At 49.6% G+C, this 21,403-nt stretch carries 24 protein-coding genes and 1 pseudogene; 11 read left to right on the forward strand and 14 right to left on the reverse strand.

What is annotated here, in order from left to right; all coding sequences use genetic code 11:
• Positions 1–6: 6 nt before the first annotated feature.
• Positions 7–318 (reverse strand): recombinase zinc beta ribbon domain-containing protein, encoded by a 312-nt coding sequence (locus EYY67_RS24980; RefSeq protein ID WP_479725246.1) that lies wholly within the window; start codon positions 316–318, stop codon positions 7–9.
• Between the two features lie 161 nt (positions 319–479).
• Between EYY67_RS24980 and EYY67_RS06680 the strand changes: the two are divergent.
• The 10 genes and pseudogenes from EYY67_RS06680 to EYY67_RS06725 form a co-directional block, all read left to right on the forward strand.
• Positions 480–617: pseudogene (locus EYY67_RS06680) on the forward strand (hydrolase); the annotation flags it as partial.
• Between the two features lie 87 nt (positions 618–704).
• Positions 705–1,523 carry a DUF72 domain-containing protein gene (locus EYY67_RS06685; RefSeq protein ID WP_131693138.1) on the forward strand — a complete coding sequence of 273 codons (819 nt, stop codon included), beginning with the start codon at positions 705–707 and terminating at the stop codon, positions 1,521–1,523.
• 111 nt (positions 1,524–1,634) lie between these two features.
• Positions 1,635–2,030, forward strand: a complete 396-nt coding sequence (locus EYY67_RS06690; RefSeq protein ID WP_095922388.1) for an MAPEG family protein — start codon at positions 1,635–1,637, stop codon at positions 2,028–2,030.
• A gap of 136 nt (positions 2,031–2,166) precedes the next feature.
• On the forward strand, positions 2,167–2,910 hold the full coding sequence (gene cmoA / locus EYY67_RS06695) for a carboxy-S-adenosyl-L-methionine synthase CmoA (RefSeq protein WP_095922389.1): 744 nt from the start codon (positions 2,167–2,169) through the stop codon (positions 2,908–2,910).
• The gene (gene cmoB / locus EYY67_RS06700) at positions 2,907–3,878 is read left to right on the forward strand and encodes a tRNA 5-methoxyuridine(34)/uridine 5-oxyacetic acid(34) synthase CmoB (protein ID WP_095922390.1); all 972 of its coding nucleotides are present in this window, start codon (positions 2,907–2,909) and stop codon (positions 3,876–3,878) included. Before cmoA ends, cmoB begins: the two co-directional genes overlap by 4 nt.
• 177 nt (positions 3,879–4,055) lie before the next feature.
• The gene (locus EYY67_RS06705; RefSeq protein ID WP_095922391.1) at positions 4,056–4,259 is read left to right on the forward strand and encodes a hypothetical protein; all 204 of its coding nucleotides are present in this window, start codon (positions 4,056–4,058) and stop codon (positions 4,257–4,259) included.
• Between the two features lie 439 nt (positions 4,260–4,698).
• A complete protein-coding gene (locus tag EYY67_RS06710; protein WP_119822355.1) occupies positions 4,699–5,802 on the forward strand; it encodes a site-specific integrase in 1,104 nt (367 codons plus the stop codon).
• 41 nt (positions 5,803–5,843) lie between these two features.
• The gene (locus EYY67_RS06715) at positions 5,844–6,086 is read left to right on the forward strand and encodes a DinI-like family protein (RefSeq protein ID WP_131693139.1); all 243 of its coding nucleotides are present in this window, start codon (positions 5,844–5,846) and stop codon (positions 6,084–6,086) included.
• Between the two features lie 9 nt (positions 6,087–6,095).
• A complete protein-coding gene (locus EYY67_RS06720) occupies positions 6,096–6,332 on the forward strand; it encodes a DinI-like family protein (protein ID WP_131693140.1) in 237 nt (78 codons plus the stop codon).
• Positions 6,333–7,000: 668 nt separating this feature from the next.
• Positions 7,001–7,960, forward strand: a complete 960-nt coding sequence (locus EYY67_RS06725; RefSeq protein ID WP_131693141.1) for a P63C domain-containing protein — start codon at positions 7,001–7,003, stop codon at positions 7,958–7,960.
• Between the two features lie 611 nt (positions 7,961–8,571).
• Here EYY67_RS06725 and EYY67_RS06730 read toward each other — a convergent pair.
• From EYY67_RS06730 to EYY67_RS06755, 6 genes are all read right to left on the reverse strand, one after another.
• Entirely contained in the window at positions 8,572–8,766 is a 195-nt protein-coding gene (locus tag EYY67_RS06730) for a hypothetical protein (RefSeq protein ID WP_131693142.1), read from the reverse strand.
• Positions 8,767–8,824: 58 nt separating this feature from the next.
• Positions 8,825–10,057, reverse strand: a complete 1,233-nt coding sequence (locus EYY67_RS24685; protein ID WP_131693143.1) for a phage tail fiber protein — start codon at positions 10,055–10,057, stop codon at positions 8,825–8,827.
• 58 nt (positions 10,058–10,115) lie between these two features.
• Entirely contained in the window at positions 10,116–10,352 is a 237-nt protein-coding gene (gene cor / locus EYY67_RS06740; protein WP_131693144.1) for a phage exclusion lipoprotein Cor, read from the reverse strand.
• A 123-nt stretch (positions 10,353–10,475) separates the two neighbouring features.
• Positions 10,476–11,144, reverse strand: a complete 669-nt coding sequence (locus EYY67_RS06745; protein ID WP_131693145.1) for a hypothetical protein — start codon at positions 11,142–11,144, stop codon at positions 10,476–10,478.
• On the reverse strand, positions 11,144–11,458 hold the full coding sequence (locus EYY67_RS06750; RefSeq protein ID WP_131693146.1) for a hypothetical protein: 315 nt from the start codon (positions 11,456–11,458) through the stop codon (positions 11,144–11,146). The genes EYY67_RS06745 and EYY67_RS06750 overlap by 1 nt, the downstream gene beginning before the upstream one ends.
• Positions 11,458–15,171 (reverse strand): TipJ family phage tail tip protein, encoded by a 3,714-nt coding sequence (locus EYY67_RS06755; RefSeq protein ID WP_131693147.1) that lies wholly within the window; start codon positions 15,169–15,171, stop codon positions 11,458–11,460. The genes EYY67_RS06750 and EYY67_RS06755 overlap by 1 nt, the downstream gene beginning before the upstream one ends.
• Positions 15,172–15,345: 174 nt before the next feature.
• On the opposite strand from EYY67_RS06755, the gene EYY67_RS06760 reads away from it, so the two are divergent.
• Complete coding sequence (locus tag EYY67_RS06760) at positions 15,346–15,567, forward strand: hypothetical protein (RefSeq protein ID WP_095921864.1); 222 nt, start codon at positions 15,346–15,348, stop codon at positions 15,565–15,567.
• Positions 15,568–15,655: 88 nt separating this feature from the next.
• Here the strand turns inward: EYY67_RS06760 and EYY67_RS06765 are convergent, their stop codons facing one another.
• The 7 genes from EYY67_RS06765 to EYY67_RS06795 all read right to left on the reverse strand — a co-directional run bounded on the left by EYY67_RS06765 (position 15,656) and on the right by EYY67_RS06795 (position 21,388).
• Complete coding sequence (locus tag EYY67_RS06765) at positions 15,656–16,294, reverse strand: tail assembly protein (RefSeq protein ID WP_131693148.1); 639 nt, start codon at positions 16,292–16,294, stop codon at positions 15,656–15,658.
• Complete coding sequence (locus tag EYY67_RS06770; protein WP_131693149.1) at positions 16,287–17,006, reverse strand: C40 family peptidase; 720 nt, start codon at positions 17,004–17,006, stop codon at positions 16,287–16,289. Before EYY67_RS06770 ends, EYY67_RS06765 begins: the two co-directional genes overlap by 8 nt.
• 2 nt (positions 17,007–17,008) lie before the next feature.
• Positions 17,009–17,746 (reverse strand): phage minor tail protein L, encoded by a 738-nt coding sequence (locus EYY67_RS06775; RefSeq protein WP_131693150.1) that lies wholly within the window; start codon positions 17,744–17,746, stop codon positions 17,009–17,011.
• Between the two features lie 56 nt (positions 17,747–17,802).
• Positions 17,803–18,144: a phage tail protein gene (locus EYY67_RS06780; RefSeq protein WP_131693151.1), complete on the reverse strand. Its 342-nt coding sequence runs from the start codon at positions 18,142–18,144 to the stop codon at positions 17,803–17,805.
• Between the two features lie 104 nt (positions 18,145–18,248).
• Entirely contained in the window at positions 18,249–18,680 is a 432-nt protein-coding gene (locus tag EYY67_RS24690; protein WP_131693152.1) for a zinc ribbon domain-containing protein, read from the reverse strand.
• Between the two features lie 85 nt (positions 18,681–18,765).
• Positions 18,766–21,093: a phage tail tape measure protein gene (locus EYY67_RS06790; RefSeq protein WP_131693153.1), complete on the reverse strand. Its 2,328-nt coding sequence runs from the start codon at positions 21,091–21,093 to the stop codon at positions 18,766–18,768.
• Positions 21,074–21,388, reverse strand: coding sequence for a phage tail assembly protein T (locus EYY67_RS06795; protein ID WP_131693154.1), 315 nt, complete (start codon positions 21,386–21,388; stop codon positions 21,074–21,076). The genes EYY67_RS06790 and EYY67_RS06795 overlap by 20 nt, the downstream gene beginning before the upstream one ends.
• Positions 21,389–21,403: the final 15 nt, after the last annotated feature.

Below are 21,403 nucleotides of genomic sequence, written 5' to 3' on the forward strand. Positions count from 1 at the left end.
TCTTCTCTAAATAAATTCAGTAAGTTGAGACTGTAGTTTACCCATCTCTGAATCCTTCGGCTGTTTCAAAGAAAAGCGATTGGTGTTGTAGAGAAGTCCGTGAACCAATGCGCGGTCTGTTTGAAGGCGACTAAGACCTTTTGTGTTACACCGCCCTCCAGCTTTCATCGAACATTTGTAGATTCCGTTCCGTTTCGCTGTTACGCCTGCAATCACCATGATGAAGCCGCATTCTGAACAACGCATAGCTCTTTTGAAAAGATTTGTTAGCAGTAATAGGTCAGCTAACGGTTTACGCCTTAAACCCTGCTTAAACAATTGTAGAGCTTAAATTTTCTCATCGGTGATAATGGCTGATAGTGGTTCTATATCTTGGTGACTCCTTTGGCGCAAGTTTGTTTGAAGTGTAAAACCAATCACAATCACCGTGTTATTACTTAATAGTTAAATGGCCTAAGTCTGGGATCATAATATTTAACGGCTATGAGCTGGTGATCGCTGAAGATGCGTGCAGCGCGCACAACAACGATCATCATCAGTCGAGCATGCAGTTTATTTTCCCGCGTATCAGCCGCGTACGTTCCACTGCCGAAGTGCTTGCCGCTCTGCCAGAGTAACGTTACCCTGATTTTCATGCCTGAACGCCGCCCGATGAGGCGGCGTTTTATTTGGGAATTCCGGCTCAGAAAACAGGGAGCAGCGATATGTATATTGGCTTACCGCAATGGCACCACAACGCCTGGACACAGGTGGGTTTGCGTGATCTGGCGGATTACGCGCGGTACTTCAATTGTGTCGAAGGCAACACGACTTTTTACGCCCTGCCCAAACAGGATGTGGTGATGCGCTGGCGCGACATGACGCCGGAGACCTTTCGTTTTTGTTTCAAATTTCCTTCCGCCATCAGCCATAAAGCCGCGCTGTCGAACTGTCAGGAAGAGGTCGATATGTTTTACCGCACACTCGCACCGCTCGGTGAACGTATCGGGCAACTGTGGCTGCAACTTCCGGCCACCTTTGCCCCGGTGCACCTCGACCGTTTATGGCAATTTCTGGATGCCCTGCCCGCCGGTTTTGATTACGGCGTGGAAGTGCGTCACGGGGAATTCTTCAATAAAGGTGACGCAGAACGGGCGCTGAATCAGGGATTACATCAGCGCGGCATTAACCGTGCCATTCTCGACAGCCGCCCGGTTCACAGCTCAAAATCGGTGACAGAAGCGGTACGTGAAGCGAAGCGGAAAAAACCTGTCCTGCCAGTGCATGCGCTGGCGACCGCCTCGCGGCCCATTGTACGGTTTATCGGCGGGGACAGCCTGGATGCCAACCGCCCGCTGTTTGGCCAGTGGATCACTAAGCTCAGCGACTGGCAATCTCAGGGGCTGTCGCCTTACCTGTTTATTCATACGCCCGATTGTTCCGACGCGCCTCAGCAGGCACGCAGCCTGTGGCAGGATCTGCGCCAGCGTTTGCCTTCCGTTCAGCCCGAGCCAGACTGGCCGGAACAGGATGCGCTGTTCTGAGAATTTTCGTGTTTTTCTGACGACAGTGTTGCCCCGTCCCGTTATCATAGTGGCGCTGCGGAACCGCCGTATTGTTCCGCCGGGAAACAGGGATTAACCAAGGAAGTCAACATGATTAGCGCGTTATATGTCGTGCTTGCCGCCATACTTTTAATCAAACTCTCTTTCGATGTTGTCCGTCTGCGGATGCAATACCGCATTGCCACCGGCGACGGCGGCTCCTACGAATTACAAACCGCCATACGCGTTCACGGCAACGCTGTTGAATATCTGCCGATCGGCTGTTTATTACTGCTGTATATGGAAATGAACGGAGCGGCCATCTGGACCGTGCACGCCTGCGGTTTATTACTGATCCTTGGCCGTTTATTCCATTATTACGGATTGAAAAACCGGGAGTTTGCCTGGCGCCGCAATGGCATGGCAGCCACGTATATTTCGCTGGTGCTGATGGTGGTGGTCAATATTATCTATCTGCCGTGGTCTCAATTTCTGAATTTTGACTGATCGCTGCCCCTTTTCCCCACTGTTCTGATGCCCTTTTGACGTAACTCCCGGGCGCGCAGGTATCTGCCTGCGCCAGTATCTGCTAAAATCTGCCCTCAACTTTTTACCCACAATCTTTTTGGCCTGACTCACCGCTATGGCAAACCACGATACGCTGTTTTCTGCACCGATAGATAAACTTGGCGACTGGACGTTCGATGAACGTGTCGCTGAAGTCTTCCCCGACATGATCCAACGCTCTGTTCCGGGGTATTCCAACATCATTTCGATGATTGGTATGCTCGCCGAGCGTTTCGTACAACCCGACTCCAATGTCTATGATCTGGGTTGTTCGCTGGGTGCTGCCACGCTGTCAATGCGTCGCAACATTAAGGTGCCGGGCTGCGAAATTATTGCTGTCGATAACTCCCCCGCCATGGTGGAACGTTGCCGTCGCCACATTGATGCTTTCCGCGCGGACACACCGGTAAACGTCATCGAAGCGGATATTCTGGATATCGAGCTGAAAAACGCCTCGATGGTGGTGCTCAATTTTACCCTGCAATTCCTCGAACCCGCTGACCGTCAGCGTTTGCTGAATCAGGTGTATCAGGGCATGCGTCCCGGCGCGGCGCTGGTGCTTTCCGAAAAATTCAGCTTTGAAGACAAAGATGTCGGCGAGTTGCTGTTCAATATGCATCACGATTTCAAACGGGCGAACGGTTACAGCGAACTTGAAATCAGCCAGAAACGCAGCATGCTGGAAAACGTCATGCTGACCGATTCCGTTGAAACCCATAAAGCCCGCCTCCGTCAGGCTGGTTTCCAGCACACGGAAGTCTGGTTCCAGTGCTTTAACTTCGGCTCACTGATTGCGCTGAAAGCCGGAGACGCACAATGATTGATTTTGGTGATTTTTATCGCGTTATCGCCAAAGGGCCGTTAAGTCCCTGGCTCAATACCCTGCCTTCTCAGCTGACTGCGTGGCAGAAAGAATCCCTGCACGGCAAGTTCAAATTGTGGTTTAACTCCGTCGATCGCCTGCCGTTGTTGCAGCCGGAGCGTCTGGATTTGCTGCACAGCGTCAGCGCGAATATGGAAGTGCCTTTGCCAGCCGGTCAGCGCGAAGGGATTGAAAATCTGCTGCGCAACATGATGCCGTGGCGCAAAGGGCCGTTTTCGCTGTACGACGTGGAAATCAATACCGAATGGCGTTCAGACTGGAAATGGGATCGCGTTCTTCCGCACATTTCCTCACTGGCGGGGCGCACCATTTTAGATGTCGGCTGCGGCAGCGGTTACCATATGTGGCGCATGATTGGCGCAGGCGCACATCTGGCGGTCGGTATCGACCCGATGCAGCTTTTCCTGTGTCAGTTCGAGGCCGTACGTAAATTACTGGGCGGCGATCAGCGTGCGCATTTACTGCCGCTGGGCATCGAGCAACTGCCTGAACTGAATGCGTTTGATACCGTTTTCTCCATGGGCGTGCTGTATCATCGTCGTTCGCCCCTGGATCATCTTCTGCAGCTGAAAAATCAGCTGGTCAGCGAAGGCGAACTGGTGCTGGAAACCTTAGTCATCGAAGGCGACAGTGAACAGGTGCTGGTGCCGGGGGATCGATACGCGCAGATGGGCAATATTTACTTCATCCCTTCCGCCGCCGCACTGAAAAACTGGCTGATCAAATGTGGGTTTGTTGATGTGCGTATTGCGGACGTCAGCGTCACTACGCTGGAAGAGCAACGTCGCACCGACTGGATGACCAGCGAATCACTGGCGGAATTCCTCGACCCGAACGATCCGGGCAAAACCATCGAAGGCTATCCGGCACCACGCCGTGCCTTGCTGATTGCACGCAAGCCATAACCTGCCTTTTTGCCGCCGGAGATTTTTCTGGCGGCATGTGCCCTGTCAATCATCCTCACACTTTATCCGTATATTCTCTCACGCTGCGCTGTACATCCTGCGTTAAAAAGGTCTAACCTTTCAGAAAGCTATCGGGGTTTTCTGGCGGAGATCGTCGTTGACGTTACGGGAGGATGTATGAAGTTCCCTAAAGGCAGCATCGTGAAACACAGATCCGGTGAAATCAAAGGTACTGTCATGAATACTTTTGAATCACAAGCGGACAACGTGTCATATTACGTTTCCTGGGAAGATGGCAGCAGCAGCCTGCATCAGGAGAACGAATTACACTGGGCAAATATCGACGTCGCCATCAGAATTAAAAATTTCTACGAGAAGTAGCCTCCTGCGCTCTATCACAAGCCTTTGTAAATCTTCCTCTCTGTATGCTTAATCAATGGATTGATTCATATCATTTCGTGTATAAACTCGGCAAAACCTATTCACCAGTACGCGAATATTTCGTGGGGAAACCAATGCGCAGAAGGATCCGATTCCTGTTTGACCGGGCCGTGATTGTTTTAGGCCTTTTTGTGATGTGCCTGGTCGTGAAAGCAGGAATGTTTGGCGTGGCATTGCTCACCTGGGGCTGAGCGCATAAAAGAAGCCCCGCCAATGTGACGGGTGACGCGGCGGGCTGTATAATTTTTTACTCTTTAAAATCATTGAGTTATACATTCAACTGTATATTTATACTGTATATTATTGTCGATTATAGAAACGTTTTAGGCTATTTTATTCTCCTCGGCACCCCCTGCAGCACCCCCTGAGGCAGTTTGATATGGCCTATTATAGTATTGAGAAAAGACTCACCGCTTCAGGTGAATTGCGTTATCGCTGCACTGTCGGCGTCAAAGAAGATGGTGTTTATCTTCATCGTGAGAGGAAAACTTTCCCCAAGCAAAGTTTAGCCAAAGCATGGGGGATCAATCGCGTCGCTGATATTGAGCAGAACGGATTGCCACTTACTGCCAAACCTTCAGAAAAAATACTGACCTTGGGTGAATTGATTCAAAAGTACATGGATCATCCCCATGTAAAGTTTGGACGGTCAAAAAGAGAAACACTCAACCTGGTCCTAAGGTCTTATATTTCGTCCATTCCCTTAAACGAGCTAACCACAGCTTCGTATATTGATCATGCAGTTATGAGGCGTACAACCGTACAGCCTTCTACTGCGGCCCATGACATCAATTATATTGGTAAGGCACTTAGTTCAGCCAAACCACTTTTCAATATTAATGTCGATTATGATGCTTTTGTCACCGCAAGAGAAACCATGCGCCAGATGGGGATCATTGGGGCCGGCAATACTCGCAGTCGCAGACCTACGGGCATTGAACTCGACAAAATCATTGAGCGGTTGAAGGAAAAAACGCTCACATCCTATTCAGGTGCCCCCTTCGCCGACATTCTAATGTTCTCCGTATTGTCATGTATGAGGATTGGTGAGGTCACCAGAATACAGTGGTCCGATGTTGATAAAAAAAACCGGGCTGTTCTGGTTCGTGATCGGAAAGACCCGCGCAAAAAAGAAGGAAACCACATGGTTGTCCCTCTTCTTGGTCAGGCGTGGGAAATATTGGAAAGCCAACCTGAGAACAGCGATTGCGTGTTTCCATACAAGGAGCGTTCTCTTACTCAAACTTTTCGGCAGGTCACTAAAGATCTGGGTGTTGAAGACCTACATTACCATGACCTCCGCAGAGAAGGTGCGAGCCGATTATTTGAGGCTGGATTTAGCCTGGAAGAGGTTGCACAGGTTACTGGACACAAATCATTAGACATTCTGTGGAAGGTGTATCGGGAAATCTACCCTCAGTCGCTCCACGATAAATTTGCGTCGCTTAAACTGAAGTCATCGGTTGATCAGTTGAAAATTTAATTATACTGTACATGCAACCAGTGTTATTAAATGAGGTGTTTATGTTTGTTGAGCTGATTTACGACAAAAGAAATATGGCCGGTGTGCCGAACGCCAACGCACTGATCCTGGCTGAACTTACCAAGCGCGTACATGGCACCTTCCCTGATGCTGACGTGAAGGTTAAGCCAATGGTGACGCTAAGCAGTATCAACACGGACGCCAGCAAAGCGCAGAAAGCGATTCTGTCCGGAATAGTGGAAGAGATGTTTGATGATGCGAATGAATGGCTGGGAATCGAATGAGGGGGTTTTATGCACGTTGAATTGCTGATCGATAAAACCAAGCAGCTGCCCGTCGGCGCGGTCGAGGCTTTCAAAGTTGAGTTTGAGCAAAGGCTTGAAAGGAATTACCCGGGCGCTACGTTCAGCGTTCGCCGAGCTGGCAGTGATGGGATGTCGGTGATGGGCGGTACGCCTCGGGATAAGGAGGTGATCGACGTGATGCTGCAGAATACGTGGGAAAGTGCGGATGACTGGTTTCACCCTTGAAATAACACGGCTCTATCTTACTCCCTGATATATCCCCAGTATTTGTATTCTGCCCTTTTCGCCATATGATGCTGGGACAGATTTTCTCCCTGCGGCTTAAGAGACCTTCGCCAAATAATTGGATTATCGATGAAATTTAAATTTATACCCCCAGTTATCATACTGGCGGGTGCTGTAGGGTTTATGGTGTGGTTTTTTGCTAGCGGCGCCGCAACGCCTGGTGGTTGAGTTGCAAATGGAGTGTTAATGTCTATTTACTCAATGATTGGACTGGTTCTCATAATATCATCGCTTGTGAATTTGATTTTTTCTATGTGGAGAAGAGATCAGCAGCAGATAATTCGCGCGCGCTGGGTAGCAGTCCTTGCCATCGTGATCATTATTTTGGATCAGATTAGCGGGTGAGAAACTAGGCGGAAGAAAGATTCGGAGGAATTTTGAGCGAGTTACAAGTCTGGATTGCGATGGCAATCGTAACTGCTGTGGCAGTCTATCTGGTAGTAAAGGATATCTACTTTTTGTAAGTGGTGAGTCGGGTGAGGTCGCAGAGATGCGGCCTTTTTTATTGGAGTAAATCAGGCAAGCATTTAGCCAACAAATAATGCTTGCTTGTATAAAAACACAGTATTTATAATGCAAGCACATTTCACAAAAAGCGGTGCTTGCATATGTCAGAAGATAAAGATAACTCAAAAGCTAAAGGCGGCCTTGCCAGAGCTAAGTCTCTAACCAAAGAACAGCGTTCTGAAATAGCTAAGAAGGGAGCCGCAGCAAGATGGAAGAACAAGCCTCTGAAGGCGACTCACAAGGGTAATTTTAAAGATTACTTTGGAATTAATGCTGAATGCTACATTTTGGATGATGAAACAAAAACACCTGTTGTTACTAAAACTGGATTGGCTAGGCTTTTAGGGATTGGAGAATTAGCTCGTGATATTGACAGACTTCTTGAGTCTCCATATATGCGAGAATATGGTGATCCAGAATTGAGGGCTAAAATGAAAAAAGCCTATAATTTTCAGTATAGTGGTCAATCCAAAAACATCCCTAACGCCCACGGATATGACATCACAACCATAGTAGATATTGGCAAGGCACTCATTGATGCCAAGGCTGCAAATGCACTGCCTGACTCCAGAATCAGCTCCGCAGAGACAGCTCAAAAAATAATAAACGCTTCTGCAAAGTCAGGTATTCGTGGTCTTGCGTACGCCCTTGCCGGATACGAGCCTGAAGCTCAGGAGGTTATCGAAGCCTTCAAAGTTCACGTTCAGGAAGAAGCCAGGGCTTGGTCTAAGGTTTTCCCTGATGAACTTTACTATGAATGGTACCGATTATATGGCCTGAATAAGCCTGAGAAAGGCGGACATCCTATTGCGTTTAGATGGTTCACTGAACGTCATATTTATAAACCTTTGGCAAAAAGCAAAGGAGTTGTATTCGAATTAGCCAAACAGAGCCGAGATGAGAACGGATCTCGCAGTGATAAAATCCACCAGTTTTTATCAGAGATTGGGGATAAAGCATTAAGGCATCATATCGGTAAGGTCGTCGGCATGGCGTCCATGTCTGAAAATAACGAACAGTACGAATCCGGCCTGAAGAGGGTTTTCGGAGAAATAGATTAATAAACTTCCCAACCCGGCCAACGAGCCGGGTTTTTTGTGCCTGTCGTCAGATAAAGCGACCACAGTCACATTTTATCCCCTCCCCTGCCTCCACCGTTTGGCTTACACAAAAATTATGTTCTAGCCTAAAAGTACGGTCTGAGACCCCTCATATCGTAAGCAAGCCTTGGAAGACTTATTCTGCCCACTCTCTCCCGAAAGTGGGCTTTTTTTTTGCTTTCAATCTGGAAAACACGAGGCACCAGACTATTATTAGAAAAGCTGACAAAAGAGCAGCAAGCCTGCCAAGGCATAAAGTATTCCTATCCTTGAATCTGCCCGCCTACAACGCGGGCTATTTTTTTTCCACACAGTGGTGTTTATGTTGCATTCCTCTATTCTTACTATGTGAGGGATGCCTACCTCATGCTCCAGTAATGTTGAAAACTTGTGTTTCGCCCGCTGTCCGAGCGGGCTTTTTTTTATTGGTAAAACATCCCAGAGTTTCTTTAATTACGAAACCTTTTTTCTTAAGCTAAATTCATTAAAACCACTAATATCTCTTCGGGAGCATAGCTCTCGTTCCGAAACTAAATTTGGTGATGTTCACTGGCCCTCTTGCGAGGGCTTTTTTATGACATTGAGATCAGAAATTCGATGGCGTGCTTGAACCTATCTTTATGATGCAGATGAACTACTTTTTGCTGTTTCCGCTCCAGCTGCGTAATGATTGTTTCCACACTCACTATCTTACCTTGTTCAAGGACAACAGCGACCGCATCACCGATCTCCTGACGTATTAACAAATGTTCTTCGTCTGTAAGCATAATAACCTCTCAATTTTCTTTGAGATTATCACACCTATACAAAAATGAAGCTCAATGCTTAAGAGTCAGTTTCTTCTTCGCTGATCACACCATCAACAGCAACTGGCGGCATCAGCATACGGACATCAATCCAGGAATTGGCTGGTACATCCATCGATGCGCCAGCAATCAGATCAATATCACCAGTTTCCTCATTCAGCTTATAACGCTTTTTGAACAGCTTAATTGTCAGCGTGCCATCTTCTGCCTGTTCGCCTTCAACGATTGCTAAATCCCCATTCCCAGCAGGGTCAGCAGGTGCTTTTAGATGCCAGCTGTCCTCTGCAAAACCGAGGCTACCAGCGACCGTATAAACGCCGACATCAACCCGAGTGATAGTGATGCCCCGGGCTTCTTCATTCGCGACCCCTGCACCGCACCATTCAAATGAGTCTTCTGCAATATCAGGGCGAGTACATGCTGATTTTGACTGCACTACTCTGGCCACTGGCGACGCAGCGGAGAGGACACCATTAGAAGCTTTCGTCGTGTTTCCGGTTGTGTACAGTTCGTGGTAAGTCCATGCCGTACCATTCGAATAACTGACGAAGGATCGTCTTAAGTTATACGCTTGAAGTAGTCGGGTCGGGCGCGATCCGCGCTGACATACAAAATAGGTAAAGTCAGTTGTTAAACCAATTTGGGGCATGTAGCCGTTAGGGACATTATAGAACCCTGACGGTCTGCTATGGCTGGCCGTGGAGTCTATCGGTTCCATTATGCTATCACCGCCAAGCCCCCACGCCCCGTTAACCATAAGACGCCCCGTGGTAGCGTCTTGAACACCTGTCTGGCCATCCATTGTGCCCGCGGTTTTAATGCCCAAATTATTGCGGGCGCCCGTGTCACCATTAGCACCGGTACCGCCCTGCTGTAGCGAAAGTGGCGTCGTCAGCCCACCAAGTGAGGTTATGTCTGAGTTTGCCCCTGATGCTGCTCGCCCACCCAGTGACGTTTTGAAATAGGTGATAGCTTCCGCAACCTGCGAGCCAAGGCCATCGACCGAGAGCGCATCTGTTGTCAGAATTGCATACGTGGTTCCGGCTGGAATTGCTGCGGCAGGTACTGGCGACAGGGTTAAACTCGTCGCGCTATTGATGGTCTGAATAGTGAACTGCTGCGCCGGGTTGGTATTCACCAGGATAGTCTGCCCTGTGCGGATCCCCGTGCCTGCTGTCGTCCACGCTGTTCCGGTACCGGTGGCCGCGCCAGCGGTGGAAATTGCGATTGTACCTGCTTTGTAAAGTCCCATTCATTTTCTCCGGGCATAAAAAAACCCGCCGAAGCGAGTTTATATGAGTTTGGTTAAGTTATTTACCGCACGTTGTGCGTCTGAAATTTGTTTTACTAATCCATCGCCAGCCAAACGGATCGCCTGCCTTATACTGGGTCTGATTGGCTACATGGCGCACACCATAAATTTGTACTGACGTTTCCTGCCCGCCGATCATGGCGGTGCCAGTGCAAACGGGTTCCTGTTTTTCAAAGACCCCGGCACACGCCGTTACCATTGCGATCATTCCCAGCAGCACGAAGATTCTCATCATTTTTATGTTCCTATCAACTAGATTAAAGGACATTAACAATGAATATGGTGTGGGGATAAGTGGTTATATAGATCAATTATTTGAGATTGATCGTTTTTAACGATCGTTCTCTTTATTTATTGATTAATAACGTGAAACATCAATTGCAAATATCTGGTCTCTCGAGTTTGAATAGCCAACATTATGTAGTTCTTCACCTGGTGCATCACGCTGACCAGCCCTAATCCGAGTGGATGAACCGTTGTAGTATGCTGAAGTATCAATGGGTGAAGACCATGGGCGTGGCTGTGTTGTTCCCAAAACCCCCACCACAATACCCATCACTCTCGGCAGAACCGCCCACTTTCCTGCAACGGTCTTATCAACGAGATAGCCAATGTCCGTGGTTGACCCAATCGTTCCGTACCCAACCGGCGGATTCATCACCTTTGTTTCATTGGTTAAAATGCATTGCCCGGCAGCGTTCCATATAGCAACGCCCCATTTCGGTAAAGGCTGCGGAATGACGTATCCAAAAATATAAATTGTCACCGTGCCCGGACTTCCGCCGACACCTGATACTGAGTAATTTAGGGTATAAGTCGAATCAACCTTTCTGATATAGAAAAGCGTATTTGCCACCGTGGCGTGGCAGGCAATAATAAACGGCGAAGATGAGTTCACCGGCAAATTGTAGGATCCCCCCGTCGACGGTGTTAAAACAATCTTCTGCACAAGACACATCGGCGTTGTGTCCGGTGTAATCCACGGATTTCCGTACTGATCAGTAAATAGTGCGCCCCAGGTTGCCATTATACTTTCACCAAATAAATGATTAACCAGCACTCATCAGCGGTATATGTCCCGGCTGAATAGTCTCCATTCGCATCGCTGATTGTTATCGTGCCACCAGTGCCAGTAACTTTACGGCGTGATCCAGAATATGCATCACCAGTAATCGGTGACTGAATTGCGGCAACTTTAAATCCTGCCGGCACGCTGTAAGAATACGTGCCGGAAACCTGCCCGGCACTCAAATACACGGTGGCCACAACTAACACCGGCACAATACCGGTGTTATTCGGATTCCCGTTAGCGTCCCAAGTCTGTATCCCCCAGTTTGCCATCAGAAGACCCCAGTGATTAAACCAACCTGAACACGAAGCACACCGTTTTCATCTTTCACGCTGTCCGTAACGTTCGTCGACTTTTTAGCCCCATTACCTGACGTCCCCATATTGATGAACGTCCCGCCTTTATCCAGCCGCCAGCCTGAGACGTTAGCCACGTAGTTAGTTGACTGAATGTAACTACCGATCATGGCATTGGTGATAAACCCATCTTTGATAACCGCTGAGTTCATGATCACCTGACCGCCGTCAAGAACGAACGGAGCCACAGCACTGCTCGCGCTTCCCGTTGAGCCGGGGAGGATTGCAAACCGGTCAGTGGAAAAGAGCACCTGAGACTGTACGGTGCCGGTTTCGTTGCTCAGACCGATCGCCATCCCTGCACCGTAATATGCACCGCCGGAGGTAATCCCGACCTTGATATTGTAGCTCGCTGTGACCTGCCCGGATAACGTGGACACGGCAGAGGCATTTGTCTGAACCTGCGCCTGCGTATCATTCATCTGTGCCGTCAACGTTTCAATCTTCTGAGCAGACGCAACCTCGTTATTGGCTACCGCTTTTGTCAGGGTCGTGACGCTGGCGTCGGCCAGCACTTCTGATACTGCCTGGAACAAATTGGCTTCGGCATTGTTGTGGTTCGATGCATTTACACCATCCAACTGTGTGGCCACCGAACCGCTGATATCACTAACCACTTCACTGAGATTGGTGATCTGAGCGGTGTTCTGCCCAACGGTTGTTGAAAGGTCAGTGATCGCCTGAGCGTTGGCAGTGTCCCCTTCCACCCGCGCAGTTTGCTCGGCCAGAATAGCGGCACTGTTGTCTCCCACGGATGTATCCAGCAATGTGATGCGGGAAGCTAAAGCCAGATCGCCCTCTACCCGAGCGGTTTGCTCAGTGGTGATCGCCGCGGTGTTATTCGCCATCTGTGCGCCAATAACATCCAGCTGCTGTGCAAAGGCGCTGTCGGCGGACGTAAGCACCTGCAGTTTCTGGTAGATGGTCGCAACGTTCTGGCCTGTCTGTGCAGACAGCTCGCGGATCAACTCGTCATTGTCTTTTATGGCAATGATGTTATTCAGGACACCTTCAGCCAGAGAACCAAGGCGGCCTTTCGTTTCCCCGATATCGCTGCGAACGTCAGCCAGCTCCTCCTTAGTGATTGCGTTGTTGATTTTAGACAGCAGATCCTGAGCAAGTTGAGTCTCATTAATCTGCCCGGTGAGGTAAGTAAGAATTGCCTCAGCGTCGGTCGAAGACATCCCGGTAACAAAATCAGTCCAGCCCCCAACGTTACCAATCCTGTCAATGAGCCGGGCGCGATACCAGCGCCGTATTCCGGCGGCCAGTGGCCCATGCTGATAACTTGCCGAAGGATACGGCACCAACGCCAGAAGTTGTGCATTCTCATTATCAGCCGTTGTGGATTGCTGGATTTCTGTATAAGCAGTATCTCCGGAACCTTCCGGAAAGGCCCAGGTTACGTTGATATTGAAAATGACATTGTCGCTGGCCAGCAGATTGGTAGGTGTTCCGGGCCTGCCCACTTTGCCGTTTAAAGCTGTGGAATCAGCGTATCCCCACGGAGAAGAAACATCTACGGCATTAACAGCACGCACCCGCACATCATAAACACCGGCATAAATCCCCTGAATGGTGAAGCCCTGAGCACTGGTTTTTCCTACGTTTACCCAGTCGCCGTTGTCTTTGCGCCACTGCGCGGTGTAATTGATTGCCCCTTCCACTTTGTCCCAAGACGCCTGCAGCGACGCAACGGTAAGCCCCTGCGCGATATGGTCAACTTCTGTGACCACGATATTGGCAGGTGCTTTCATGACGTTGGTAGGCGTCACAGTGATCGGCGCAGAGTCGACTTTTACGCCGTCATCGATATACCGGTATTTATTAGGGTCGTGCTGAACACCGGCAACCGTAAAGGTGCCGTCATCATTCGACGCGATGGACGTGATCCGGAAATATTGTATCGCTAAGTTATCGCTGTCGATGGCCCATACAGCGCCAGCGACCGGCGTCATCCGATATGCTGTTGCCACCGTGAACGTTTTCTTATCGGTGCTCACGGCGCTGATTGTCCGGGTCTGCGCTGTACCATCCGGTAAATTCACCACAAGACGATCGCCGATCCCATAGTCAGCTGTACGATCAAGCGTGACATTTCTGCCATTCACCGCACTGATGCGGCCACCGTTGGCTTTCCCGGCTCTGAACGGATCGGCAATCCCGATAATCTCAGCGGGCATCGGAATGTAACCATCAAGACCGACGCCGAATGAGACCGTGCCGTCTTTCGCATTTGACAGGATCACCCAGCGACCGCGACGGTGGGCCTCACTCTGAGAGGTGCACCCAATTGCCGTCAGCTGAGTTTCATTCCAGTTATAACGCTCTACCAGTTCTGGCTCGTAAACACTTTCAATGGTGTCGGAAAAGTGATTACCCGGATCAGACCAACTGACCTGACAGGATGAAAACCGGTTTTTATACGAACCACCTGCGTAGGTGAACAGGCCTTCGACTACGTTAGAGCTGTGGTATGTGAAATCAACATCATCCTGTGGCACATCAGCGCGCACAAATATCTGGTCGTTTCCCCAGAAAGTGATCCCACGGAAGATGGCGGCCAAATCTCGCAAAACGGTATAAGCGTCCTGCTGGCTCTGAATAAAAACGTTACAGGTAAAGCGTGGTTCGGTGCCGCCGGCGCCGTCGGACACTGCCGCGTCGCAATATTGCGCGATGCTGTAAAGCTCCCATTTGTCGATCATGGTTGCGTCTACGCGGTTGCCCATGCCGTAAATTTCATCCAGCACCAGGTCGTAAAAAATCCATGCTGGATTATTGCTGTAGGCAATTTTGAAATCACCTGCCCACGTCCCGCTGTAGGTTCTGGTTACCGGATCATAGGTGGTGGGCACCCGGATCAGTTTCCCCTTTGGCTTGCAGGTTGTTTTCGGCACGCTTCCGTTGAACTGGCTGGAATCCAGTTCGATATAGAGCAGCGCAGTATTGGGGTACCGCAGCTTGCTGTCGATCACCTCAGCAAATGAAAATACTTTGAAGGCATTGATGAGTTTGGTCGAAGTCGAATCGGCGGTGATGCGCCGGACACGTATCGTCCAGCCAGTAGTGGCGGAGGGGAGATCAATACGGTGATCTCGCTGATACTCTGATGTGGTTTTCCCATCGAATTTGCCGTTTACCACTGTCTTGTAGGCGGCGCCATCAGTAGAAAGGTCAATTGCATACTGGGTGACGGTCCCCACCATGTCACCGTTGTCTTTGTACTGATACTGAATAGGCAGGCTCAGCTTGATACGGATGGCATCGAGCGTCAGGTTTGAAAACTGACGTGTCCACGGCGAGGTTTCTTTGACTTCAATACCTACGGAAGATTCGTTGTCAATTTCCGGCATGCCTTGCAGATAGGTCTGATCCTGCGTTCCTTTGCGATAATCCCACTTTACACCGGTGAAGTTATATGTACCGTCGTCGTTGGCCAGTTGGGTATCGTTAAGGAAAATTTGCTGAGCAACCAGGTCACCCTGAATCTCACCCTCTGAAAGGGCGATAACCATTTTTAGTTTTGCTTCAGACAACAGATCATCGGCCTGCTCCACCGGCGTATGGGCACTCCCGCCGCCGCCTTTTGCACCCCGGATAATGGTCTCACCTTGAAGTAATTGCATATTTCGCCCATAAAAAAGGCCGCCACGTGGCAGCCATTGGATGATTACTGATCGAATATCAGGATGTTGCTGATTTACTGATAGATATATGGTGAGTATTCAGCCCGGCCATGTTTGGAGCATGGCCGTTATTCACTGGAGGGATGGCTGATTAACTCTGGGTAAGGAAATAAAATGGATATTCAAACGACTGCAACTGATGATGGGAGAATAATTGCTCTTCAGGTTGCTTTATCAGCTCTGGTAGAACTAATTGGTCGGGATAATGCCACCCTGCATAAAAACTTAATTAGCTTTCTTGAACGGACTGGGATGGACCCTGTGAATACTCGCTCTTCGGCGGCTTTTCATGAGTTAATTCAGATAATCCAAGCCATGGAAGATAGACGCGAATAGTGCCATCGGGGTTATAAACCATAGCCCCACCTTTAGCATCTTTAATAACCATAGTCATAATTCACTCCTGCCTTTCGGCGGTAATTAATTACTGCTGATCGCTGGAGAAAATCCCCGCGCTGATTATTGCACCGCCGATTTCACGCTGACCATAAAGCAGCGGTACCGGATAACCCATAGCCACCGTATTCACTGGCGAGCCGAACGCATAGTTGGCTTTGTTATCAGTGCTTGAGGAAGATCCAACATTGAAACCCGGCTGCGGCGTCAACATTTGAACTACACCACCGAGCATCATGCTTAAACCAACCCCCGATAAAATAGTCGCCGCAGCCATAGAAGCGGTCGCGGTGCCCGCTGCTGTGGCCGACACTGCAGCTCCCCACGCAGCCATAGTCGTCCCTGCTGTAAAAAATGCTGCAACTAAAGCCACTGCACCAATGACGAGTTGTAAGGTCCCTCCGCGCTTTGCGCCTTCAATGACTGGCACCATGGTGTATTCGGTAGCTGCCGCTGACATGTCGAATTCTTCGATCGAGATGTTGTTCTTGCCGTTATAAAAAGCGAATTTCACCCCGTTGAGGTGAGCATTCGATACGTACTTTTTGAATCCCTGCACCTGCGAGCACATCGCGCGCAGAAACTCGTTTAGATCCGCCACGTGGAACCGGTGAACTTTACCGAATTTCTTCGCAAGACCACCTTTCAGCGTCATTGTCTTAAACATGCATTAACTCCTTACGGCGGACGACGCGCACCGTCCGGTCACGATAATATTTGCCGTACGGAACGCGGGCAGAAAGGTTGCCAAACAGGTGGTGAACCATGATGTTTTCGCCAAGATAAATCGCCGCGTGATTGGTCACCGGCGCCTGAACGCTCATCATGATCATGTCTCCCGGCCGCATGCCGCTGGCATCAACCTCTACGAACCCCTCCGCCTGCCAGTTATCGTCATAAAGATTTTCCTCTCCATTAACCCACCATTCACGGTCAACCGAGTAGTTGTTTACGATAATGCCGTGTTCCGTCCGGTAGTAGTCCATGATGAGTGACCAGCAGTCAGCATGCCCCAGCACCCAGCGCCGCCCCGCGAGCTCACGATCGCCGCGCGGTGACAGCGTACAGAAATCACCGTCCGGCCACGACATGATCCCCCACTCAACGCCGGAGTGGTCGCACTGGATGCGGTCCATTTCTGACGGCACCAGCTGCACCACATCGGGGTGCGAGTGGATCACCATAATGACATCACCCAACTCAGTGGCTGCCAGGTAGTCATCGGGCGAAAGCGTGAAAGTATCAGAAGGTTTATCAGCGATATTTCGGCTGGGTATGAACCGCTGACCGGTACCGGTTTCAACGATCAGGCCGCAGGCTTCGTTTGGATATTCGGCTGATACATGCGCACGGATTTCATTCATCAGTTTTTCGCGCATGGTTATTTACCCTGTAAGTTTGCCGCCGGAAACCCGCCGAATGGCAGCGGATTTTCTGTACCGAAACGCAATTTGCAATCTGACATTCGCCCACCACAAACGTCGAGCGCCGGATTATTTGTTGGCGTGCCGTCTTTGAGGAAGTAATTTGAACCCGCGTAATCACACCCGGTGCCAGTGCGGTACCAACCTCGCATGCACCAGGTGCACACTGGGGTTATCTGGCGGGTCGGCAGTTGTAGGCTCTGGACATCGAAAGGAGAACACAGCTCGAAGTCGACCTGAATGCGCGTCTCGGCTTTTTTGGCGTTGATATAAAAGAGTTGAACCCGCTCTTCCGTCTGGCTGGCTGTGGGGTTACCGGATGTCCAGTTAGCCGCATCGAGGTATTTCGCCAGCGTCGTGTGAACTTTGACTTTCGCCTTCACCATATCGTCATACTGCAGGCACAGCGCCGTGACGTAATTGCCTACGTTACCGATAGAAAGCGTGGGTACAGGCTGAGAACCCGTACTGGTCAATTCAAGACCGGTAAGCTCATAAGGATGGGGATCATATTCATTGCCCTGCCAGATAATGGAGGGCAGGTTTTCCGAGGCAAAAGCATTCCAGCCTTCGAAGTCGATATTGTGCGCATGGAAGCGCAAAACAGTATCCAAACCAAATTGAGTACCATCAATCTCAATAAGCTGGATCAGCTGCCCCGGCTCAAGCGCCTGTACATCCTGCGTAAAGCTCATGGTTTCTCCCAATAAAAAAAGCCGCCCGCAGGCAGCCTTTCAGGACTGTATTAATATTAAGGCGCAAAGGCCCTTTCAAAGGTAAAAGTCAGCGTGGCTTTATTACCGGCGGGAAAACTGACCGAGAGGGAGTCAGATTTGACACGCCATAAATATTTCTCTCCCCAGGGATTTGTCCACCAGAACGATGAAATTACGTGGCTCAGTAAGAATTTCCGGATCGTAGCCGCATCCGTTTTTTTTCCGGTCCAGCTCAGGCTCCAACTTTCGTCGTTCACGTTAATGCCGCTTTCGGCAACCTGCTTATAGCCATCGCCAAACTGTGCCTGCAGCGTTCTGACCGTGTCGGTACCCTGTGCACTTTTTTGCGTTCGCCAGGTAAAGGTATCAGTCGCCATATCTCACCCATAAAAAACCCGCCGGAGCGGGTTGATGATATTGAATAGGTTTATTTAATTATCTTTATCAAGTTGGAAATGCAAACTAGAATACCATCTCACTTTTACAACTTAGGAATAAAAAGTATTGAAATTATTACAACAAAAACGACGCCAACTATAATAAAAAGATATTTTGGATAATTAAAATCAGGCATCCCCTCTTTGTTAACCACCTCTTTTTCAGAGATCTTCTCTAAAGATATTTCACTCCCGCAATGTTTGCATTTTTTAGCTTCGATATTAACTAGCTCAGCACAATATGGACATTTCTTAACACTTACCGCATTGATTTTTATTCTATCTCCAAATATAGCCAACAATAGGCCACAAAGAGTAATAAAACCACCTGCGATTATTCCGTTCTGCCTGGTTGAAATCAGGCCTATATTATTCACTCTATAACCAGCCTCAGTGGCAACGCTAACGTCCATTAAGGTGGCTGAAATGATAATAACCATGCCAATAACAAATGCTACGAACCCTATAATTTTCACAACAATTCCCCAATCCTTTATGAATAATCACATCCTACCACCAGGGAAAATCAAAACAATTACTTTCAAAGCATCAATAATTCATTCACTTTTTATACAACAGCCCCCCCGGCGACATTTCCTTCCTGAGCCTTTCAGACAGAACCTGCTGAACGATGCCCTGCAGCTGTTTGGCAGTATTTGTCGTATCACTGAAGCTGGTTTCACCCGCAGCTGACTGTTGGTCGATGGTCACCGGCGCATAAACGCTAATGCCGGAAGATCCAAATCTTCCCCCACCCAACTCTGAATTACCAACATAGCCACCCGTTGCATACCCTTTCATCAGGCGATAAAGATTGGCTATGCCCAGACGGCTGGTCGCCTCCTTGGTGAAAACGAACTCTCCGCCGTGAACGATGCCTTTAGGTTCATACTTACCGCCGTGCCCGGTGTAGCCGCCCACGTCAAACTCCCGGATGTAGCCGCCGTTATAAGCCAGCTGTAAATTACTGTAGGCGCCCGAGGAAAAGGATGTGTTTGAGGAGGATTTGACACTGCCTGCACTTATCCATCCCATCGCAGACTGAATCGTATAGGCAACAATCAACCGGCTGATAACCTGACTGATCATTTTTAAAATTGAGACGCCAAACTCTTTAAAGCTCGCTTTACCGGTAGCCGTCAGACTCGTCAGGCTGTCAGCAAGACCATTGAATCCCGCCTGTGCGACCTGCTGAACGGAAGTGAAAACATCCGTTGCTGATTCGGCATATTCTGCCCAGCCCTGTTTCGCGCCAGCCACCCAGTTTGACCGCAAAGCGTCCTCTGCATCATACGTTTTCTGTTGTTCCTGCAGAACGCGTTGCTGGGCAGAGGGATTAAACACATAGGTTTCCTGCAGACGCTGCAAGGTGGCCGCGCGGTCAGCCTGACGAGAGGAAACCCCCTCCGCCTGGGCATCCAGTGCGGCGCGTTTTGCCGACTGCTGCTGGGCAAATTTATCGGCCTGATCGGAAAGCGCATTTAGTCGTTGCTGGGCAACGACCTTATCGCCCAGCGCAGCCAGTTGCCGCTTGTACTCCAGCGTTTCATCTTTATGTGCCAGCAGGGATTTTTCCTGTGCAGACAATTGTCGGTTGCTTTCCGCCTGCTCGAGTACTGCGTACTGATTTTCGGTTTGCCACAGATCTTTGCGTTGCTGGCTGATAACATCGTTTACGCTGGCATGCTGCTGCAACACGTTCAACTGTGCCTGCAGAGACAGTAAATCGCCTTGGGCGCTGTCTTCTGCCCGGTCTCCCGCAGAAGTGGTGACCCGCGTTTTTTTCGGTTCTTGCCGTTTCTTGGCCTGCTCAACTTCTTTTTCACGCAGGACAATGAGTTTTTGCGCGTTCGCGATAGCGGTAGCATCACCCGAGAAGGCAATTCTCCGCGACTGTTCCCTGGCGTCTTTGAGTTTAGCTTCAGCTCCTGCAACAGCATCCGTAGCCAGATATTCCTTATTTATCCATTCCACTGATTTCTGTGTTGCAAGGTTACCGTCTATCGTGGCTTTTGTGAGGTCCCCCCTTAACTGCTTCGCCTGCTCAAGAACGCCAACGATGGGATCAATAGCCCCCCCTAATGCGACGTTTTGCTTGCCTAAGTTCACACCCGAATAATAATTTCTGACAGCCACTTCCGCGTCGGTCCACGCATCCGGAATACCGAGAACCTTAAGTCGGTGCGCTTCGATCTGGGCATTGAGGCTGGTAAAGTCAGATGATCCTTTGTATTCACTGACCTTAGCTTTGGCGTCGAGATAACTGAATCCGACTGCAATCATTTTCTGCGTTGCTTCGTCAGCGCCATCTTTCGTGGTGATAAAGAGATCGGCGACACTTTTAATCGAGTCGCCAGACGAATCAGCAATAGCGCGAATATTTTGCGCCAGCTTTTCCGCAGCACTGCCACTTAACCCTAACGATCCCTGAATGATTTTGCTGGCTTCTGCAATCTCCTGCCGGCTTTTATATACAGCCATGCCAAGGCTACCAAAGACCACGGCGCCAACGCCGATAGCAGCATTCAGCGGGGTGATATATGTCAGCAGTATTTTGGCAACATTCGCGACTCCCCCAAACGAATCTTTAATCTGCCCTCCCTGCTGAAGCAGAATTAGCCATGGGCTTTGGCCGCCCGCCAACTGGGTAGCAATATCGGTAAACTGTGCCGGCAACATACGCATGGCCGCTTTATATTGTCCGATAGAAATACCGGCCCGTTGTGCAGCAAGTTCCTGTTTAGAGAATGCCTGCTGGACCTGCGTCCCGGCTTTCGTCGAGTCCGCCCCTAAGCCGGTAAATTGCTTGCGGACATAACTAACCTGTTCATTAAATTTTGCGGCATCAACATCAAGGCTGACAACCAAATCACCCACGGGCTGGGCCATAGCGAACTCCTCCTGACAGACCTTCTGCGATAGCCATTAATTGTTCATCATCGAGATCCGGCTGCTCCTCCGCCACATGAGGTTTTAGCAGACTGAAATGGCCCAGGTTAATATCGGTTTCCCCGCATACCAGCGACAAAATATTAAGGTTCAGCGCGGCGAAATGTGTATCAAGCAGCGCATCTTCGAAGTAATGGGACTCATAAAAGCGGTGCCATTCCTCCAGATCGCTGGAGGACATATCAGAAAGCATGGCGCGCCAGTCAGGTCGTTTGAACTCACGTGCCAGCTTCATGACAAAATCCTTTTC

The organism is Rahnella victoriana (assembly GCF_004330295.1).
In the GTDB taxonomy this organism is placed as follows: domain Bacteria; phylum Pseudomonadota; class Gammaproteobacteria; order Enterobacterales; family Enterobacteriaceae; genus Rahnella; species Rahnella victoriana.

Bases quoted from the DNA above. Each gene is read 5' to 3' on its own strand.
- EYY67_RS06775 (WP_131693150.1), bottom strand. From the start codon at position 17,746: ATGAGCTTTACGCAGGATGTACAGGCGCTTGAGCCGGGGCAGCTGATC.
- EYY67_RS06795 (WP_131693154.1), bottom strand. From the start codon at position 21,388: ATGAAGCTGGCACGTGAGTTCAAACGACCTGACTGGCGCGCCATGCTT.
- EYY67_RS06730 (WP_131693142.1), bottom strand. From the start codon at position 8,766: ATGCTTACAGACGAAGAACATTTGTTAATACGTCAGGAGATCGGTGAT.
- EYY67_RS06750 (WP_131693146.1), bottom strand. From the start codon at position 11,458: ATGGCAAACTGGGGGATACAGACTTGGGACGCTAACGGGAATCCGAAT.
- EYY67_RS06765 (WP_131693148.1), bottom strand. From the start codon at position 16,294: ATGTTTAAGACAATGACGCTGAAAGGTGGTCTTGCGAAGAAATTCGGT.
- EYY67_RS06705 (WP_095922391.1), top strand. From the start codon at position 4,056: ATGAAGTTCCCTAAAGGCAGCATCGTGAAACACAGATCCGGTGAAATC.
- cmoB (WP_095922390.1), top strand. From the start codon at position 2,907: ATGATTGATTTTGGTGATTTTTATCGCGTTATCGCCAAAGGGCCGTTA.
- EYY67_RS06780 (WP_131693151.1), bottom strand. From the start codon at position 18,144: ATGGCGACTGATACCTTTACCTGGCGAACGCAAAAAAGTGCACAGGGT.
- EYY67_RS06745 (WP_131693145.1), bottom strand. From the start codon at position 11,144: ATGGCAACCTGGGGCGCACTATTTACTGATCAGTACGGAAATCCGTGG.
- EYY67_RS06715 (WP_131693139.1), top strand. From the start codon at position 5,844: ATGTTTGTTGAGCTGATTTACGACAAAAGAAATATGGCCGGTGTGCCG.
- EYY67_RS06720 (WP_131693140.1), top strand. From the start codon at position 6,096: ATGCACGTTGAATTGCTGATCGATAAAACCAAGCAGCTGCCCGTCGGC.
- EYY67_RS06690 (WP_095922388.1), top strand. From the start codon at position 1,635: ATGATTAGCGCGTTATATGTCGTGCTTGCCGCCATACTTTTAATCAAA.
- EYY67_RS06685 (WP_131693138.1), top strand. From the start codon at position 705: ATGTATATTGGCTTACCGCAATGGCACCACAACGCCTGGACACAGGTG.
- EYY67_RS06770 (WP_131693149.1), bottom strand. From the start codon at position 17,006: ATGCGCGAAAAACTGATGAATGAAATCCGTGCGCATGTATCAGCCGAA.
- EYY67_RS06790 (WP_131693153.1), bottom strand. From the start codon at position 21,093: ATGGCCCAGCCCGTGGGTGATTTGGTTGTCAGCCTTGATGTTGATGCC.
- EYY67_RS06755 (WP_131693147.1), bottom strand. From the start codon at position 15,171: ATGCAATTACTTCAAGGTGAGACCATTATCCGGGGTGCAAAAGGCGGC.
- EYY67_RS06710 (WP_119822355.1), top strand. From the start codon at position 4,699: ATGGCCTATTATAGTATTGAGAAAAGACTCACCGCTTCAGGTGAATTG.
- EYY67_RS06725 (WP_131693141.1), top strand. From the start codon at position 7,001: ATGTCAGAAGATAAAGATAACTCAAAAGCTAAAGGCGGCCTTGCCAGA.
- cmoA (WP_095922389.1), top strand. From the start codon at position 2,167: ATGGCAAACCACGATACGCTGTTTTCTGCACCGATAGATAAACTTGGC.
- cor (WP_131693144.1), bottom strand. From the start codon at position 10,352: ATGATGAGAATCTTCGTGCTGCTGGGAATGATCGCAATGGTAACGGCG.
- EYY67_RS06760 (WP_095921864.1), top strand. From the start codon at position 15,346: ATGGATATTCAAACGACTGCAACTGATGATGGGAGAATAATTGCTCTT.
- EYY67_RS24685 (WP_131693143.1), bottom strand. From the start codon at position 10,057: ATGGGACTTTACAAAGCAGGTACAATCGCAATTTCCACCGCTGGCGCG.